This is a genomic window from Streptomyces sp. NPDC093510 (assembly GCF_040683555.1).
Classification (GTDB): Bacteria; Actinomycetota; Actinomycetes; order Streptomycetales; family Streptomycetaceae; genus Streptomyces.
This window is the reverse complement of the sequence record NZ_JBFBEE010000002.1, coordinates 12,818-27,651: the sequence shown is the minus strand read 5'-3', so window position 1 is coordinate 27,651 and position 14,834 is coordinate 12,818. Positions and strand designations below refer to the sequence as shown.

At 68.8% G+C, this 14,834-nt stretch carries 17 protein-coding genes; 16 read left to right on the top strand and 1 reads right to left on the bottom strand.

Going from position 1 to position 14,834, the window contains the following annotated elements:
- Window positions 1–42 precede the first annotated feature (42 nt).
- The 5 genes from AB0N81_RS02360 to AB0N81_RS02340 all read left to right on the top strand — a co-directional run bounded on the left by AB0N81_RS02360 (window position 43) and on the right by AB0N81_RS02340 (window position 3,072).
- On the top strand, window positions 43–708 hold the full coding sequence (locus tag AB0N81_RS02360) for a hypothetical protein (protein WP_365354896.1): 666 nt from the start codon (window positions 43–45) through the stop codon (window positions 706–708).
- A complete protein-coding gene (locus AB0N81_RS02355) occupies window positions 705–1,751 on the top strand; it encodes a hypothetical protein (RefSeq protein ID WP_365354895.1) in 1,047 nt (348 codons plus the stop codon). The genes AB0N81_RS02360 and AB0N81_RS02355 overlap by 4 nt, the downstream gene beginning before the upstream one ends.
- Before the next feature lie 336 nt (window positions 1,752–2,087).
- Window positions 2,088–2,444, top strand: coding sequence for a DUF5753 domain-containing protein (locus tag AB0N81_RS02350; protein WP_365354893.1), 357 nt, complete (start codon window positions 2,088–2,090; stop codon window positions 2,442–2,444).
- Entirely contained in the window at window positions 2,410–2,724 is a 315-nt protein-coding gene (locus AB0N81_RS02345; RefSeq protein WP_365354891.1) for a DUF397 domain-containing protein, read from the top strand. The genes AB0N81_RS02350 and AB0N81_RS02345 overlap by 35 nt, the downstream gene beginning before the upstream one ends.
- An 81-nt stretch (window positions 2,725–2,805) precedes the next feature.
- Window positions 2,806–3,072 (top strand): DUF397 domain-containing protein, encoded by a 267-nt coding sequence (locus AB0N81_RS02340; RefSeq protein ID WP_365354889.1) that lies wholly within the window; start codon window positions 2,806–2,808, stop codon window positions 3,070–3,072.
- A gap of 27 nt (window positions 3,073–3,099) precedes the next feature.
- Here the strand turns inward: AB0N81_RS02340 and AB0N81_RS02335 are convergent, their stop codons facing one another.
- The gene (locus AB0N81_RS02335) at window positions 3,100–3,570 is read right to left on the bottom strand and encodes a GNAT family N-acetyltransferase (RefSeq protein WP_365354888.1); all 471 of its coding nucleotides are present in this window, start codon (window positions 3,568–3,570) and stop codon (window positions 3,100–3,102) included.
- A gap of 113 nt (window positions 3,571–3,683) precedes the next feature.
- On the opposite strand from AB0N81_RS02335, the gene AB0N81_RS02330 reads away from it, so the two are divergent.
- From AB0N81_RS02330 to AB0N81_RS02280, 11 genes are all read left to right on the top strand, one after another.
- Window positions 3,684–4,370: a hypothetical protein gene (locus AB0N81_RS02330; RefSeq protein WP_365354887.1), complete on the top strand. Its 687-nt coding sequence runs from the start codon at window positions 3,684–3,686 to the stop codon at window positions 4,368–4,370.
- 242 nt (window positions 4,371–4,612) lie between these two features.
- Window positions 4,613–5,296: a DUF4232 domain-containing protein gene (locus AB0N81_RS02325; protein ID WP_365354885.1), complete on the top strand. Its 684-nt coding sequence runs from the start codon at window positions 4,613–4,615 to the stop codon at window positions 5,294–5,296.
- A 302-nt stretch (window positions 5,297–5,598) separates the two neighbouring features.
- Window positions 5,599–5,925, top strand: coding sequence for a hypothetical protein (locus AB0N81_RS02320; RefSeq protein WP_365354883.1), 327 nt, complete (start codon window positions 5,599–5,601; stop codon window positions 5,923–5,925).
- A complete protein-coding gene (locus AB0N81_RS02315; protein ID WP_365354882.1) occupies window positions 5,922–7,154 on the top strand; it encodes a putative T7SS-secreted protein in 1,233 nt (410 codons plus the stop codon). The genes AB0N81_RS02320 and AB0N81_RS02315 overlap by 4 nt, the downstream gene beginning before the upstream one ends.
- Window positions 7,155–7,181: 27 nt before the next feature.
- Complete coding sequence (locus AB0N81_RS02310) at window positions 7,182–7,868, top strand: hypothetical protein (protein ID WP_365354880.1); 687 nt, start codon at window positions 7,182–7,184, stop codon at window positions 7,866–7,868.
- Window positions 7,865–8,587 (top strand): hypothetical protein, encoded by a 723-nt coding sequence (locus AB0N81_RS02305; RefSeq protein WP_365354878.1) that lies wholly within the window; start codon window positions 7,865–7,867, stop codon window positions 8,585–8,587. The genes AB0N81_RS02310 and AB0N81_RS02305 overlap by 4 nt, the downstream gene beginning before the upstream one ends.
- Before the next feature lie 78 nt (window positions 8,588–8,665).
- Entirely contained in the window at window positions 8,666–10,315 is a 1,650-nt protein-coding gene (locus AB0N81_RS02300) for a hypothetical protein (RefSeq protein ID WP_365354877.1), read from the top strand.
- 216 nt (window positions 10,316–10,531) lie between these two features.
- A complete protein-coding gene (locus AB0N81_RS02295; protein WP_055570172.1) occupies window positions 10,532–10,840 on the top strand; it encodes a hypothetical protein in 309 nt (102 codons plus the stop codon).
- A gap of 223 nt (window positions 10,841–11,063) precedes the next feature.
- Complete coding sequence (locus AB0N81_RS02290) at window positions 11,064–11,903, top strand: hypothetical protein (RefSeq protein WP_365354875.1); 840 nt, start codon at window positions 11,064–11,066, stop codon at window positions 11,901–11,903.
- The gene (locus tag AB0N81_RS02285; protein ID WP_365354873.1) at window positions 11,893–13,266 is read left to right on the top strand and encodes a hypothetical protein; all 1,374 of its coding nucleotides are present in this window, start codon (window positions 11,893–11,895) and stop codon (window positions 13,264–13,266) included. The genes AB0N81_RS02290 and AB0N81_RS02285 overlap by 11 nt, the downstream gene beginning before the upstream one ends.
- Entirely contained in the window at window positions 13,263–14,822 is a 1,560-nt protein-coding gene (locus tag AB0N81_RS02280) for an SCO6880 family protein (RefSeq protein WP_365354872.1), read from the top strand. The genes AB0N81_RS02285 and AB0N81_RS02280 overlap by 4 nt, the downstream gene beginning before the upstream one ends.
- Window positions 14,823–14,834: the final 12 nt, after the last annotated feature.

Genomic DNA, 14,834 nt, shown 5'->3' with positions numbered 1-14,834 from the left:
AGGTTCACTCCAGCGAACCTCCCTCCCCCTCAGGAGCCGACCTTGAACCGCCGCCCCGCCCTGCTCGCCGCTGCCGCCCTGACCACGGCCGCGGCCCTGACGCTCTCCGCCTGCGGAGGAGACGACGGAGCGTCCAAGGACAGCGAGAAGATCGCGGGCGCGGACTCGGGCACCCAGAGAGACAAGTCCCCGTCCCCGAAGGCCTCGGAGGACGGGACCGACCGCCCGGAGATCGAGCTGCCGAAGGACGTGAAGAACGTCTTCGAGGGCGGCAAGACCGGTGATCCCAAGAAGGACGCGGTCCTTGCGGACAATGAGCGGTGGGTCAATGCCCTGATCGAGGCGGTGACCGTCGTCGACTCCAAGGATCATCCGGCACTGAAGTTCTATGGGTCGGGCGACGCCCTGTTGTCGGCGGCGGACTACGTCCAAGGGTTCCGAAAGAAGAACGCGAGCTTCATCGGAACGATTCGGTACTACGACCGTCAGGTCACCTTCCTCAAGGACGGCGTCGCAGCGGTGACGTACTGCAAGGACGGCACCAAGACGTATCCCAAGGACTTGAAGACGGGCAAAGTGGACCGGTCGATCGAGGGCTCCGCGAGTGATTACGCGTTCGTCAACACTCGTGTGCAAAAGAATGACAAGGGTGTCTGGCAGACGGATTCGATCACGTCTGTGACGGGGTCCAAGAAGTGCATCTCGTGAGCGTACGAACGAAGCCGGCGACCCGCTGGACTGTCCCCGTCCTCGCCGCTGCTGTGGCTCTGATCCCTGGCACCGCGTACGCCGGAGGCGGCGACACGGTCGGCAATGGTGACGTCGGAGGCGAGCAGCAGTCCCAGGGCACCCGCCAGGGCAGGAACCTCGGCATCAAGACGAGGATCCAGACGAGGGTCGAAGGCAGCCCCCAGTCCGCGAAGACCGGCACGCTGACCCCCGCCAACAGCAACTGGGACCCGCCCGCCTGCTGGTACGAACCCGCCTACACCCCGAAGCAGATCGAGGCCACGGTCAAGGCGATCCGCAAGTTCAAGATCTACGGAATCGGCGACTTCGTGGGCGGAATCTTCGACTCGTACTTCAAGGACGGCGCCCCCTACAAGGACTACAACCTCGACAAGCAGGGCGAGGGAAAGTTCTGGGCGGCGGCCGTCGACGAGAAACGCAAGGACGAACCGGAGGCGAAGGCCTGTAACCGGATGCCGTTCTGGGTGAAGGACGGGGCGCCCCCGAAGGAACCGCTCGCGGTCACGCCAAGGATCCTCGCCGAGTACGCGTACGGCCAACTCCCGGTGCCCGACACCGAGGTCGAGATGGCTCCCGACGGCGAGACGAAGGTCAACCTGCCCACCTGGGCCTGGCTGGACAAGGTCAGGTTCAAGGAGATCTCGGTGACGGCGAGCCTGCCCGGTACGGGCCTCTCCGCGACCACGACCGCCGAGCCGGTCTCACTGAGGATCGAGCCGGGAACGCCGGACGCCGAGACGTACCCCGCCTCCGGCGAGTGCCCGATCGAGGACGGCCACATCGGCACGCCCCGGGCCAAGGGCACCCCGGCGGACACGGACCCGCCGTGCGGCGTGCGGTACTTGCGCTCCTCGCGCGACGGCTCGTACGAGCTGAAGGCCACCCTCACGTGGAAGGTCCGCTGGACCAGCACGAACGGCCAGGGCGGCGGCCTGCCCCCAGGCGAGTTCGGCACGACGCAGGACGTCGCCGTACGTGAGATCCAGTCCGTCAACCGCTGAGCCACCGCCCCGGAGAACCGGGGATGACCCCGGCCCACAACAGTTTCCCCGCGCCCACCGACCCCACGAGGTGCAGCCCCCGGCCACTCTCCGCCATGTCCGGTCCCGGGGCGCGGGGGCCGTGGGGGAGTTGAAGGATGTAGGCCCAGGGCGGCGATACGGTTGCGTCTACGGAAGTCTCCGTTGTGAGTGGGTAGTTGCCGGGCGCTGCCCAGTGACAATGCCGCTCCGTCGAGCGGGATTCTTCTGGGCAGGTGGCCGGGGCTATAACGTAGCGAGGTATGGATAAGGCGTTATCGATATCGCGGGAAAGGGCTGATCTGCCACTACACCCCGATGCCGTACGAGGCGGTCGTCCACGAGGCTGCGCTGCGCATGAAGGTCGGCGGCGCAGCGGTGGCCCGGAAGCAGTTGCGGCACCTGCTCGACATGAGTGAGCGCGACGACATCACCCTGCGGGCCCTGACCTTCGACGTAGGCGCCTACCCGGGGTCGGGCCAGTCGATCTACTACGCGTACGGCCCTGTACCGCAGCTGGACACTGTCAACATCGACCAGTCGCATGGGCTCGCGTTCCTCGACGCCGAGGCCCAGCTGCACAAGTACCGCACGCTCTTCGACCGCGTCAAAGCCGTCGCCCTCGAACCGGCACAGACCCGTGATCTCATCCATACCGTCATACAGAGCCTGTGAGGGAACCCCTACGACCCCGGCATGGCAGAAGTCGTCCTACTGCTCCGAGGGCGACTCGTGCCTCCACGTCTCCGCACCCGCGGAAGCGATACAACTCACCGAGAGCAGCGACCCCACCGGCGCGACAGTCCGGACGACCCCGCCGCCTTCGCCGCCCTCGTGCGGGACGCCAAGCGGGCGCGCGGGCGCTGAACCGGCCGGAGGGGACGTGGGGGTATGTGCGCACGGAGCACCGAGGAGACATCGGCGTTTTTGTCCTTGTGCCGTGGCGAAGGGATAGCGAGTACGTACATACCCCCGCGGCCCCGCCCCACGACCGAACCGCCGCGCCCACGCCCGGCCCCACCCAGAGAAGCGGAAAATGACCGAGACACCCCGCCCCGAAATCCCCGCCGACCTCGACTGGATCCGCGCCGCCCCCGAGGACGAACAGGGCCCCGGCCCCTGGATCGAGATCGCCTTCGGCAAGGACGACGCCGTCTACCTGCGGGAAACCAGCGACCCGGACAACGTCGTCACGACCACGCAGAAGAAATGGGACGCGTTCGTACTCGGCGTACAGGCAGGCGAGTTCGACCACTTCGTAGAGGGAGTGGAGGACGGCACCGGCACCGGGGCCGGCACCTGAGGCCCCCGTCCCCGCCCCCGCCCCGCGCTACAGAGCCATCTCCCCGACAACTTCGTCCCCGCTCATCTCCCCCGTCGGCCGGAACCCGAGCCCCAGATAGAACCCCTCGGGCCCGCCCTCCCCCGGAGTCCACGTCACCGTCACCACCGAATCGCCCCGCCGCCGCAGCTCCTCGCACACACTCTCCACAGCGAACCGCCCGTACCCGCGCCCCTGGTGTCCCGCCGCCACGTTCAGCCGCCAGAGCCCGGACCGCAGCCGGTCACCGGGGGCATCGGGGTTGAACCGCACCCCGAGAAACGCCATGACGAAGCCCACCAACTCCTCCCCGTCGAAGATCAGGCGGGGCCAGGCGACATCCGGCGAGGCGTAGGCCTCAGCCAGCGACTTGGCGACCGGCGAGACGAACTTCTCCTGGTCGGGGCGGACTTTCAGCTGGATCGCCGCCTCGACGTTGTCGGGCGTGATCTCCTCCAGGCGGAGACGGGACTTCGGCATCCGCGCACCCTAACCGCCGCAGACCCGCCCCACCCCACCCCGTCCAGCCCAGCCCAGCCCAGCCCACAAAAATCCCTGGTCACGCCCTACCCAGCCGCTGCTACGGTCCCGCCATGCCCGACACCACCAGCGCCGGCCCCACCGGCCCCACCGGCTCCGCCGCCCCCGTCACCGCCGAAGACGTCACCACCGCCGTACGCCTCGCCGTATCCACCCTTCGCGAGGCCCCCGCCGACGCCGACTGGAGTGCCAAGGCGGGCGGGCTCGACTGGGACTGTTGGGAGACCGTGGAGCACCTCGCGGACGACCTCTTCGCGTACGCCGCGCAACTCGGCCCGGAGCAACCGCCCCTGGACGCCGAGGTGCCCTTCCTCTGGTACCGCCGCAGGCCCGGCGGCCCCTCCAACGTCACCTTCGCCGACCGCGAGGCAGGCGTCGCGGGTCTGCTCCAGGTCGTGGAGTCGTGCGGCGCCCTGCTGACCGGCATGGTCGCGACCAAGCCCGCCACGGCCCGCGCCCACCACGGCTGGGGCGTCTCCGACCCGGAGGGCTTCGCCGCGATGGGCATCGTGGAGACGCTGGTGCACACGTACGACATCACAGGCGGCCTCGGCATCCGCGACGCGTGGACCCCACCCGCGGACCTCTGCACCCGCGTCCTGAACCGCCTCTTCCCGGACGCCCCGACGGAGACGGAGCCATGGCCCAGCCTCCTGTGGGCGACAGGCCGCGGCGACCTGCCGGGCCGCCCCCGCCTGACCAAGTGGCGCTGGTACGGCGCCCCGGAGAACGAGCGCTGAACCGGACGCTTCCGAGCCCCACCCCGTAACGTCCCACGACGGCGTTCCAGGGAACACCCGTTTGCGCAGGTCAAACCCCCTGGGAGCGTTCCAGCGTCCCTGATCATCCGGCGTCCCTTGCCCCGCCCCGAGGCCACCCGCTTCGCTGTTCACCAAGCCGAACACGACGGCTCACGGGGGCCGAACACTCCGCCCCCCTACAGGCACCACACCCACACCCACACCACCTCACGGGGACCCTCATGAAGCACAAGCACGCCACCAAGACGCTCCTCGCCGGCCTCGCGCTGATCACCAGCCTCGGACTGACCGCTTGCAACGGCGACGACACCGGCAGCTCGGGCCAGGGCTCCACGGGCGGCTCGTCCGACAACGGAGCCGTCGGCGACAACGGCACCGGTGGCGGCAACAGCGGCAAGGGGAGCAGCGGCGACGGCACCGTCGGAGGCACCGGCACCGGCACCGACACCGGCTCCAACGCGAACGGCAGGGCCGGCATCTGCCGCAGCGACGAGTTGGAGGTGTCCGCCGTCGACAACTCCACCGGCGAGACGGAGGGTGTCGTCACCGTCGTGTTCAAGAACGGCGGCGGCCGCGACTGCACGATCAACGGGTACGCGGGTGTCGACCTGAAGGCGGCGTCGGGGGACACGCTGTCCGTGAACCGCAACGGCGAGAAGGCCACCCCCTCGGTCATCAAGGACGGCGAGTCCGCCGCCTTCAACATCACGTTCCCGGTCAACAACAGCGGCGGCTCCGGCGTACGCATCGCCAAGATCCTGGTGACGCCGCCGAACGAGACGAAGACCGTCACCATCGACTGGCCCGCCGGGTCCCTCCCGGTGGACAACCCGGATGCCCCCGCCGGGGGCCCCAAGCTGTCGATCAGCCCGGTCGGCAAGGTCAGCGACTCCCCGGCAGGCTGACCCGCCCCGCCCCGCCCTGCCCCGCCCTGCCCTGCCGTCGCCCGGTATCTCCAGGTACAGCCGCATCTACCGGAACCTCCGGAAACTTCGCACTGGCGAAAACGTGCACCTCACAGATAGCGTCGGTCGACTCTTCTCCTCGGCCGTCCGCGCAGCCGGGGCCGTGAGGACGGCGGCAAGATCCTCCACCGCGAAGAACGCACGTGCGAATCCCGCCGAAGCCCCGGTCCCCTCCTCCCGCTGACGTCACGATGGACATCGAGTCCGAGACGACAGGTGATCGACCGAAGGCGGGGACAGCAATGGCCGAGAAGCTCAGAGTCGACGCGGTCGAACTCGAACAGTTCATGAAGCTGCTCGACGGGTCCGTCACGTCCCTGAAGGGCCTGCGCGGCGCCCTGGCCGACGCGACCGTCGGCGGGTTGGGGACGGACGAGCTCGACAAGGCCTGCGAGGACTTCCAGGCGGACTGGAAGTACGGCGCGGAGCAGATCGGTGAGCAGACGGAGGACCTCTCCAAGATCATCGAGCAGAACAAGAACGCCTTCATGGAAGTCGAAGAGGCGCTGACGAAGGCCATGAACAAAGCCGGGAAGACCAAGGACGACGTGGTGGAGATCCCGAAGTGACGAGCGCCGCCACGTACCCCGATCTCGGCTTCGATCCCACCCCCGGCGACTGCGACACCGTAAAGAGCCTGCACAAGAAGCTGGACAGCTGCGTCACCGTCCTCCGTGACACCCGCAAGGTGGTCACCAAGTTGATGGACGGCAGTTACTGGGAAGGGGACGCGGCCGTAGCGTTCCGCGAGGCCATCGATGAGGGTCCGCTCACCCTGAACCTCAAAAACGCCGCACGCTCCATCGAAAAGGCCGCCAAGCAGCTGGAGCGCTGGGAACACGACCTGGACGACTACCAGCGCCGCGCGAGGGAGCTGAACCGCAAGGCCAAAGACGCCCGGGAGGCGCTGAAGGCGGCGAAGGGGCACGCCGATACGGCCGGTGCCGATCCCGACCTGGACAAGAAGGGCAAGAACCAGGACGACGCGAAGAAGGCGCTGAAACTCGCCGACGGAAAGGTCGAGGACGCCCAGGCGGAGCTCGACCGGATTCTGGGCAGGGCGCGGAGTCTGCAGAGCGAGCACGAGGAGCGGTCGAAGTACCGCGCGGAGAAGATCCGCGACGCGACGGACAAGCTGGCGCCGCATGAGCCGGGGTGGTTCGAGAAGGCTTGCGAGTGGGTCAAGGAGAATCTGCCGGATATTCTCAGCGCGGTTGCCGGGGTTCTCGCATTGGCAGCCCTGATCTTCACCGGTCCTGTCGCACTTCCCATTCTCCTGGTGGGCGCGGGGCTTCTCAGCGCAGGGGCGCTGGCAAGCCGATTGTCGGCCCCGGAAGTGCGGGCATCCCTGTGGGACGGGGTCACCAAGGGAGAGTTCGACGCCGACTTCTTCAGCAACCTGGTTTCGGTGGGAGCCGACACCCTGGGCATGGTGCCCGGGCTCGGAGCCGCCGCCAGGGGCGGCATCGAAGCCACCTCGACGATCCGCAGTGGCAGTGAGGTCCTGACCCTCGGGCAGAAAATGGCCAAATACGGTACAGCGGTCTCTGAAAAGGCCGACGAGGTCAGCAACCTGGGTAATCCCTTGCTCCAGCGGGTGTTCAGCTGGTCAGCGAATCCTCAGACCTGGACCGACAGTGTGGCCAAGGCCTCCAGCGGCATCGGTCTTGTGACGGCCGGCTACGGCTTGTTCGACGACGACGAACGCAGGGGCGAGGTCGGGACCGGAATCGATGGCACGCGACTCGGCATCGACATTCCCGGATTCCCGGCTACCGCGCGCTACCTCTTCTCTTGACCTTTCCACTGAAGAAAGAGTGACCCTGTGAACCCTGTCGACTTCGCAACCGCCTGGGACCATCCGCCGACGCGTCGCGTCTGGAACCTACTCGTGGTCAAAGATGTGGCCGGACTGATCGGTTGGCTCGGCGTCTGGATCGCTCTCCTGGGCATCTCCCTCGAAACACCCGACTGGGCCGTATGGATCTTCATGCCGTACTGGATCTACAGCCCATGGCGCATGCTCGTCCAGTTGAGCTACATCCCTACGGCTCTGCGCATGCGGCGAATCCTGCAGAGCTACCCGTGGCAGGTACTGCGAGATGTCCCGAACGGCCTGACGAAGAAACCCGAGATTCAAGGCAACCAGCTCGGATGGTTCGAGTTCCCCAACCCTGCCCAGCCGGAGCAGCAGCTGCCGCTGGTATTCGCCAAACACCCCCGCGTCACCTGGTGGCACCGCCGAATCGCCCCCCGCGCCAAGCCTCAGCTGAAGGCCCAGATCGAGACAGTCTGGTTCGCCGGTGACCCCCGCATGGTCGGCCTCATCGCCGCACCCACTCCGAGCGGCGCGGCTCCCCGCCGCATGATGATCCTCAGCCAGCGCCTGCGAAAGGCCCACGACGGCGGCTTTACGGACTGGGGTGTCACTCCCTCGGACTTCGAGCAGGCCCGGCGTGCCGGATTCGTCCCGGCCGCAGATCCGCTCCGCAAAGGGGGGACACCCCGTTGAATACGCCCCGGTTCGTCCTCGATGGCTCCGTCAACGCCCCTGACGCCCACTTCTGGTTCGCCGAACCAGCAGGTTTCACCCCCATCCCCGTCGACACACTGCTAGCCAGGCCGGGCTCTTCCGGCGCCGAGGTGTTGCGCACAGCACTTGAGCCGCTCCTGGCTTCCGCCCCCAACGACATCGCCCGGCAACGGTTTCTGGGCCAATTTGCCCTCATCCAGCAGCTACTGGCGGCCCTGGTCGAGGCCACCACCGTTCACTGCGCCATCGGCCTGCACCGAGACGACATCTCCACCCCCGGCGAGAGCGCGACCAGCGCCGGTCTCCTGTTCTCCCTCTTCACCGTGTCCTGGCGGGACATCGCCCCCGCCGCCCCCGCCGTCACCGCCGCCCGGGCCGTCGCGGGCCGCGAAGACCACACGCACATCGAGTACGTCGAGCTGCCCTGCGGCCCGGCGACGTTCAGCGAGACCGTGCGCACCGCGAACGCCGACTCGGGCCTCCCCCAGAACCCCGTGCTCCAGATCTTCGCCCACCTCCCCCACCCGGACGGCAAACGCCTGGTGGTGCTGGCGCTCGGCACCACCGCCGTGAGCCGGCGTGCGGAGTACCGAAGCCTGCTGCACCAGATCGCCGATAACGTCAGTTTCGAGGACCCCCTCGTCGAACTCGATGCGCTCACCGACTCCGACGGACACAGCAGGCCCCCGCGCGGTTGACGCGTGTCCAACTCTCCTCGATCGTGGGGGAATTGGGCGCAATCATCGCCCTGCATGTGACGGCTGGGGGGAGCCGGGATGCGAGCTGGGGACGAGTACGACGCGGTGCCGGGTGGGACGCCTCAGGGAGGGCGATTCGGGCCGCCACCCGAAGTCCCGCCGCCACCTCAGGCTCCGCCACCACCCGCTAGTCCGCCCACCATCGGACCACCCCAGCCACCCCAACCGGCCCCACCACCCCCCAACCCCCTCCACGCCCTCTCCACCGCCCTCCTCAACCTCAGCGGCCTCGGTCTCGGATACGTCCTGCTGAAGCGATGGCTGCCGGCCGCGCTCTGCTGGGCCGCGACCGCCGCGCTGCTCTTCGTGGCGCTGCCCGCCGACGTGGACGGCGTCCCCGGCGGCGTGGTGATCGGATACGTCGTCTTCCTGGTTGTCGTAGCGGCCGACGGGGCGCGGCGTGCCGTACGCGCAGGGCCCACGGGATACGGCCGGTCACTCCGCACACCCCTCACCGTCGGACTCGGCGTCGTCCTGCTGGCCGTGCCCGCCGGCGGCGCCTTCGCGTACGAGGCCGCGCACGACGAGGCGGTCGAGCAGATGCTCCTCGACCGCCTCGACAACGCCGACCGCATCGTCGCGGGCCTCGACGGCCGGCCCTTCGGCGGCGCGACGGAGCAGCAGTACAAGAAGGCCCTCCGCGTCTACCGCGGCCTCGCCGAGGACCACAACGGGTCGCAGGCCGCGGACCGCCTGCCCGACAGCTTCGACGCGTACTACAAATCCGTCGCCACCCCGTACGCCGCCGGCCGCCACTGCGACGCCGTCACCCCGCTCAAGCACCTGCGGACCGTCCCCGAAACCCTCGGCGCCCCCGGCAAGGACCGACTCGGCTCCCTCGCCGCCTGGCCCGACGACCGCCTCGCCACCTCGCTGTACGAATGCGGGGCCGCCGCCCTCGGCCGGGCCGACGCGAACGCCCCGCTGAGCGAACTCCTCCGCACGTTCCCCGAGTCGGACCAGGCCGCGAAGGTCGGGCCCGCGCTGCGCGCCGCCGTCGACACCAGGGCCGCCGCGCTGGGGGGCTCCGACCCCTGCCCCGACGTCGTGGAGCTCCGCGCCCTCGGCGCGACCGCCGACGCCCTGCCCGGCGGCAAGACCGACGCGGGAACCCTGCGCGCCGCCGTCGACCGCGCCGTGGAACGCGGCGTCTACGTCTGCGGTGTGGACGAGTTCGAGGACGCCGACTTCGCACAGGCCGCCAAGACGCTCGACGACTTCGCCCGGCAGTACCCGGACAACGACAAGCGCGACCGCGCCAAGGACATCGCCGTCGCCGCGGAGATCGCCGTCGAGCGCCCGAGCGCGGGCCGCCGCCTGCCCCCGGCCCGCTCCTCCGGGGGCGGCACGGTCGAACTCGTCGTCGCCAACCTCGGCCCCGGCGAACTGGAGGTCCTCTACACCGGCCCCACCACCGGCACCGTCACCCTCAAGGACTGCGCGTCATGCCGCATCTACACCACCAGGTCCCAGGGCGACGCCGCCTGCCGGGCCGGCGTCCAGAAGTACCCCCGGACCACGCTCCGGCTGCCCGCCGGCGAGTATCACTTCCTCTACAAGCGGGCCACCGTACGGAATCGAGCCGACGGCGCGACACTCAGCACCGCCTACCGCTACACCGACTGCTCCTTCGTGACCCGCGGCACCGCCGGGCTGGGGCTTACTTAACACCTGGTCAGGGGCACGCCGGGCCGTCATTGCCCGGCGTCGTACCGCGTGATACACAGAGTCACCGAACCTCGCGTACGAGGAAACGTACGAAGTCAGCCAACGAATGGCGCCAAGGCGACATGCGCGGGCCCGATTGTCGGCGACAATGAGCTGTCCTCTGCACCGAGGTGGGCAGAGGTGACAGAACAACCCACTAGGGGCGGTGAGTTACACATGCTTATGGCAGCCGAAAAAGGCGACATCACCACCATCATCGGCGGGATCGCCCCCGACTGGGGTCCCTTCGGGAGCCTGGGCAACGAGGCACGCGTAATGATCGAGGTCGTGATGGCGATCGCCATCCTCCTCTGTCTCGGCATCGCGATCTGGGGCGCGGCGAAGCAGCGCATCGGTGCGACGGCGTTGCGTGACACGTTCAGCGCCGAGCAGGGCAAGGGACTGATCATCGCGGGTCTGACCGGCGTCTTCATCATCGGGTCGCTGGGCACACTGTTCACGATCGTCTACGGCATGGCGGTCTAGCGGTCCCACGCCGACCGCCGCCATCCCCTCCCACGTCCCCACTCCCCACGTCCCCTTCTCTCCCTGTCCTCCCTCTCCCCCACCCGTCCGTCGTGCCCACCGGCTGAGGTTGCAACTCCCTGATGTCGAGTCACCACACCGCGCCCGCGCGGGAACCAGCAGGGCTACCGTCATACGTGTCCTATGTGACGGTCCAGCGAGACGTTGAGGGGGCGTACGCGGCATGAGTCCCGACGACGAGCGGAACGACGGCCTCTTCGGCGGCTCGGGGGAGACCCGGACGCGGCTTCCGGAGGGGGAGGGCGGGGACGACCTCTACGGCGCCCGCAGATCCTCCCGTTCCGGGCGGACGTCCTCCCGCAGCATGGTCACGGTGATGGGCGTCGTGGTCCTCCTGATCGCGGCGATCGCCTTCGCGAACCGGGGAGGGGACGAGTCCTCTTCGGGCCGCGCGGACGAAAAGAAGCCGGACACTGCGGCGACGGCCCCTACGGCGGAGAAGCCGGTGGGGGGCAAGAACGGGGGCATCCCGTCGGGGTTCGCCCATGACGAGCAGGGCGCGCAGAGCGCGGCGTCCAACTATGCGGTGTCCCTGGTCTCGGCCGACATCCTCAAGCCCGCCCGCCGGACCGAGATCGTCAAGCAGCTCTTCGTCGCCGACAAGGTGAGCGAACTGCAGGGCAAGTTCGACAAGACGTACTCCAAGGAGTTCCTGAACAAGGTCGGCCTGGACGACAAGGGCAACGCCGCGCCCGGCCATACATATGTCTCCCGCACCGTGCCGGTGGGCACAAAGGCAACGGCGTACTCGGACAGTGCGGCGACCGTCGAGGTCTGGTGCACGGGCGCCTTCGGCACGGCCGGTCAGGACACGACCAACCCAGTCAGCAACGACTGGTTCACACTGACGCTCAAGCTGCGGTGGGCGGACAACGACTGGAAGGTCCAGAGCTTCCAGTCGAAGGACGGCCCAGCTCCCGTGAACGGCGACAACAAGGTCTCCACCGCCGACGAGATCGCCAAGGCCGTCCAGGAGTACGGAGGGTTCACGTATGCCCGTTAACCGTCACGCAGTGAAGCTCACAGCCGCCGTCTCTGCCGTACAAGTAGCGGCGGTCGTGCTGGCCTCACGTGCTCATGCCGCCCCGGAACCGAAGGACGAGCGGTGCGACCTCATCGTCGGCCCCGCCAAAAAATACTGCGAAAAAGGCCAGAACAGGGAAGGCATCAGCGGCGAGGGCAAGTACCCCACCGAGAGTCCCCTCGGCGACTCCCTCGACCCCCTCAGCTCCCTGGCCAAGGGCTGCGCCGAAGCCGCCTCCTGGACCGTCGACAAGCTGTCGGACGCCGTGAAGGAGACGGCGAACGTCGACTTCACGAACCCCAAGTTCCTCCAGCAGTACGCCGTCGTCTTCGCCGCGTCGACCATCCTGACGCTGCTCCTGTGGCTGCTCGCGGTCGCCAAGCGGGCGGTGCGCGGCGTGCCGCTGACCACCGCGATCTCCGAGGCCATCGGGTTCCTCTGGCTCACCGTCCTCGCCTCCGCCTTCACCCCGCTGATCCTGTACACCGTCGTCTCGGCGGCCGACGGGGTCTCGGACGTCATCGCGAAGGCGACGGGCGGTCAGACGGACACGTTCTTCGGGACGTTCTCCGAGGCCCTGAAGAAGGGTGACGACATCGGCGGCGGCCCGATCATGCTGATCGTCGTCTCGCTCGTGTCGATCCTCGCCGCGGGCGTCCTCTGGCTGGAGCTCGTGATCAGGGCGGCGCTCCTCTACGTAGGAGCGCTCCTCGGCACCGTCGTGTACGCGGGCCTCGTCGACAAGAACCTGTGGTCCCACGTCCGTCGCTGGGCGGGCATCATGATCGCCGTCATCCTCGTCAAACCGATCATCGTCATCGTGCTCGGGCTCGCCGGCGCGCTCTCCGCCGACGACGGGCCCGACTCCTTCTCGGCGGTCGTCTCCGGGCTCTCGATCATCCTGCTCGCCATCTTCGCGAGCGCCATGATCTACCGCTTCGTGCCGGGCTTCGGCGACGAGATCGCGGGCTCCCGCAACAACCGGATCATGCGCGGCGCCGAGAACAAGGCCGCCGCCGTGATCAGCTCCCCCGCCTCCCTCGTCTCGCAGGGCATCAAGACCCACAGTGCCCGCGGCAACGGAAACAGCGGAGGAGCGGGAGGCGGCGGCAACAGTCAGGCGCGGCCCGCCAACCCCGCCAGCGGCGGCGTCGCCGCCCACAGCAGCCGCGGGTCCGGTCCCGGTTCCGGCGGCTCGTCCAACGGCGGCGGATCCGTCCCCTCCGCCGCACCCGCGCCGCGCAGCAGCAGCGCGACGAACACACCGCACGCGGGCAACCGCGGCCGGTCCCGCAACATCGGCACCAGCAGTACCAACCGCACGGGAGGTGAAGGGCGTTGACGACCCAGTCCCACGTGTCCCAGCCGGTCGCGCCCCGCCGCACATATCTGATCGGCCGCGCCCGGCCGAACGCGATCGTCGGCAAGAACCGCGAGACCGGGGAGATCGCCCTGATCATCGTGGGGGCGTTCCTCGGCATGATGTGCGGGCTCCTCGTCCCCGTCCTCTCCCTGCGCATCGTGCTGCTCACCGGTCTGCCGATGCTCGCCATCGCGGCGGTGTACGTCCCGTACAAGGGCCGGACGTTCTACAAGTGGTACGAGATCAACCGGAGTTACAAGCGCTCCCTGAAGCGGGGCACCACCTACCGCTCCGCCGTGCCCGAGGCGGGCATCCGGCTGGACGGAAGGGAAGTCGAGGTCGGGCCGCCGCCCGGCATCGGCCGCATCAGCTGGCTGGCGGCGCCCTTCGGGCCCGACGAGATCGCCGTGCTGCTGCACGCGGACCGCAGGACCGTCACCGCCGCCATCGAGATCGAGGGGCCGGGCGTGGGCCTGCGCGACAGCGAGGACCAGGAGGCCCTCGTCGACCGCTTCGGGACGCTGCTCAAGCACGTCGCGAACGGCGACGGCTTCGTGACCCGGCTCCAGATGCTCGCCCGTACGCTGCCCGCCGACCCGGACGCGCACGCCAAGGACGTCAGCCAGCGCGGCGACGACCGTGCGCTCCCCTGGCTCCAGCAGTCGTACGACCAGCTGCAGTCGATGGTGTCGACCAGCAGCGAGCAGCACCGCGCCTATCTCGTCGCCTGCATGCACTACTCCCGCGACCTGGCCGCGGAGGCCCAGGCGATGGCTCGCGCGGCCCGCCCGGTCGGCGGCAGGAAGCTCGACAAGGACGCCGGTCTCGCCGTCGTCATGGCGCGCGAGCTGACCGACATCTGTTCGCGGCTGCAGGAGGCCGACATCCGGGTCAGGCAGCCGCTCGGCCAGGGCCGGCTCGCTTCCCTCGTCCACTCCATGTACGACCCGGACCACCCCATCGACCACATCCAGGCGATGACGAAGCGCAACGCGTGGCCCGCCGAGCTCGACGCCATGGAGCCCACCTACCTCCAGGCCAAGACCCGCGAGTCCTCCACCCGCGCCCCCTGGTGCCATGCCACGGCCTGGGTGAAGGAGTGGCCGATGACGCCCGTCGGCGTCAACTTCCTCGCACCGCTGCTCGTCCACACCCCGGACGTCATCAGGACGGTCGCCGTGACGATGGACCTCGAACCCACCGAGGTCGCCATCGAGCGGATGCTGACCGAGAAGACGAACGACGAGGCGGAGGCGAGCCGCCAGGCCAAGATGAACCGCACGGTCGACCCCCGCGACATCGCCTCGCACTCCCGCCTGGACCAGCGCGGCGAGGACCTGGCGAGCGGCGCGGCGGGCGTCAACCTCGTCGGGTACATCACGGTCTCCTCCCGTTCCCCGGAGGCGCTGGCGCGCGACAAGCGCACCATCCGCGCGTCCGCCGGCAAGTCGTATCTGAAGCTGGAGTGGTGCGACCGCGAGCACCACAGGGCCTTCGTCAACACGCTGCCGTTCGCGACCGGCATCCGACGCTAGACGGTATCGACG

Coding starts and splice junctions, on each gene's coding strand:
- AB0N81_RS02285 (WP_365354873.1), top strand. CDS start 11,893: ATGCCCGTTAACCGTCACGCAGTGAAGCTCACAGCCGCCGTCTCTGCC.
- AB0N81_RS02295 (WP_055570172.1), top strand. CDS start 10,532: ATGCTTATGGCAGCCGAAAAAGGCGACATCACCACCATCATCGGCGGG.
- AB0N81_RS02325 (WP_365354885.1), top strand. CDS start 4,613: ATGAAGCACAAGCACGCCACCAAGACGCTCCTCGCCGGCCTCGCGCTG.
- AB0N81_RS02330 (WP_365354887.1), top strand. CDS start 3,684: ATGCCCGACACCACCAGCGCCGGCCCCACCGGCCCCACCGGCTCCGCC.
- AB0N81_RS02340 (WP_365354889.1), top strand. CDS start 2,806: ATGACCGAGACACCCCGCCCCGAAATCCCCGCCGACCTCGACTGGATC.
- AB0N81_RS02300 (WP_365354877.1), top strand. CDS start 8,666: ATGCGAGCTGGGGACGAGTACGACGCGGTGCCGGGTGGGACGCCTCAG.
- AB0N81_RS02335 (WP_365354888.1), bottom strand. CDS start 3,570: ATGCCGAAGTCCCGTCTCCGCCTGGAGGAGATCACGCCCGACAACGTC.
- AB0N81_RS02290 (WP_365354875.1), top strand. CDS start 11,064: ATGAGTCCCGACGACGAGCGGAACGACGGCCTCTTCGGCGGCTCGGGG.
- AB0N81_RS02320 (WP_365354883.1), top strand. CDS start 5,599: ATGGCCGAGAAGCTCAGAGTCGACGCGGTCGAACTCGAACAGTTCATG.
- AB0N81_RS02350 (WP_365354893.1), top strand. CDS start 2,088: ATGCCGTACGAGGCGGTCGTCCACGAGGCTGCGCTGCGCATGAAGGTC.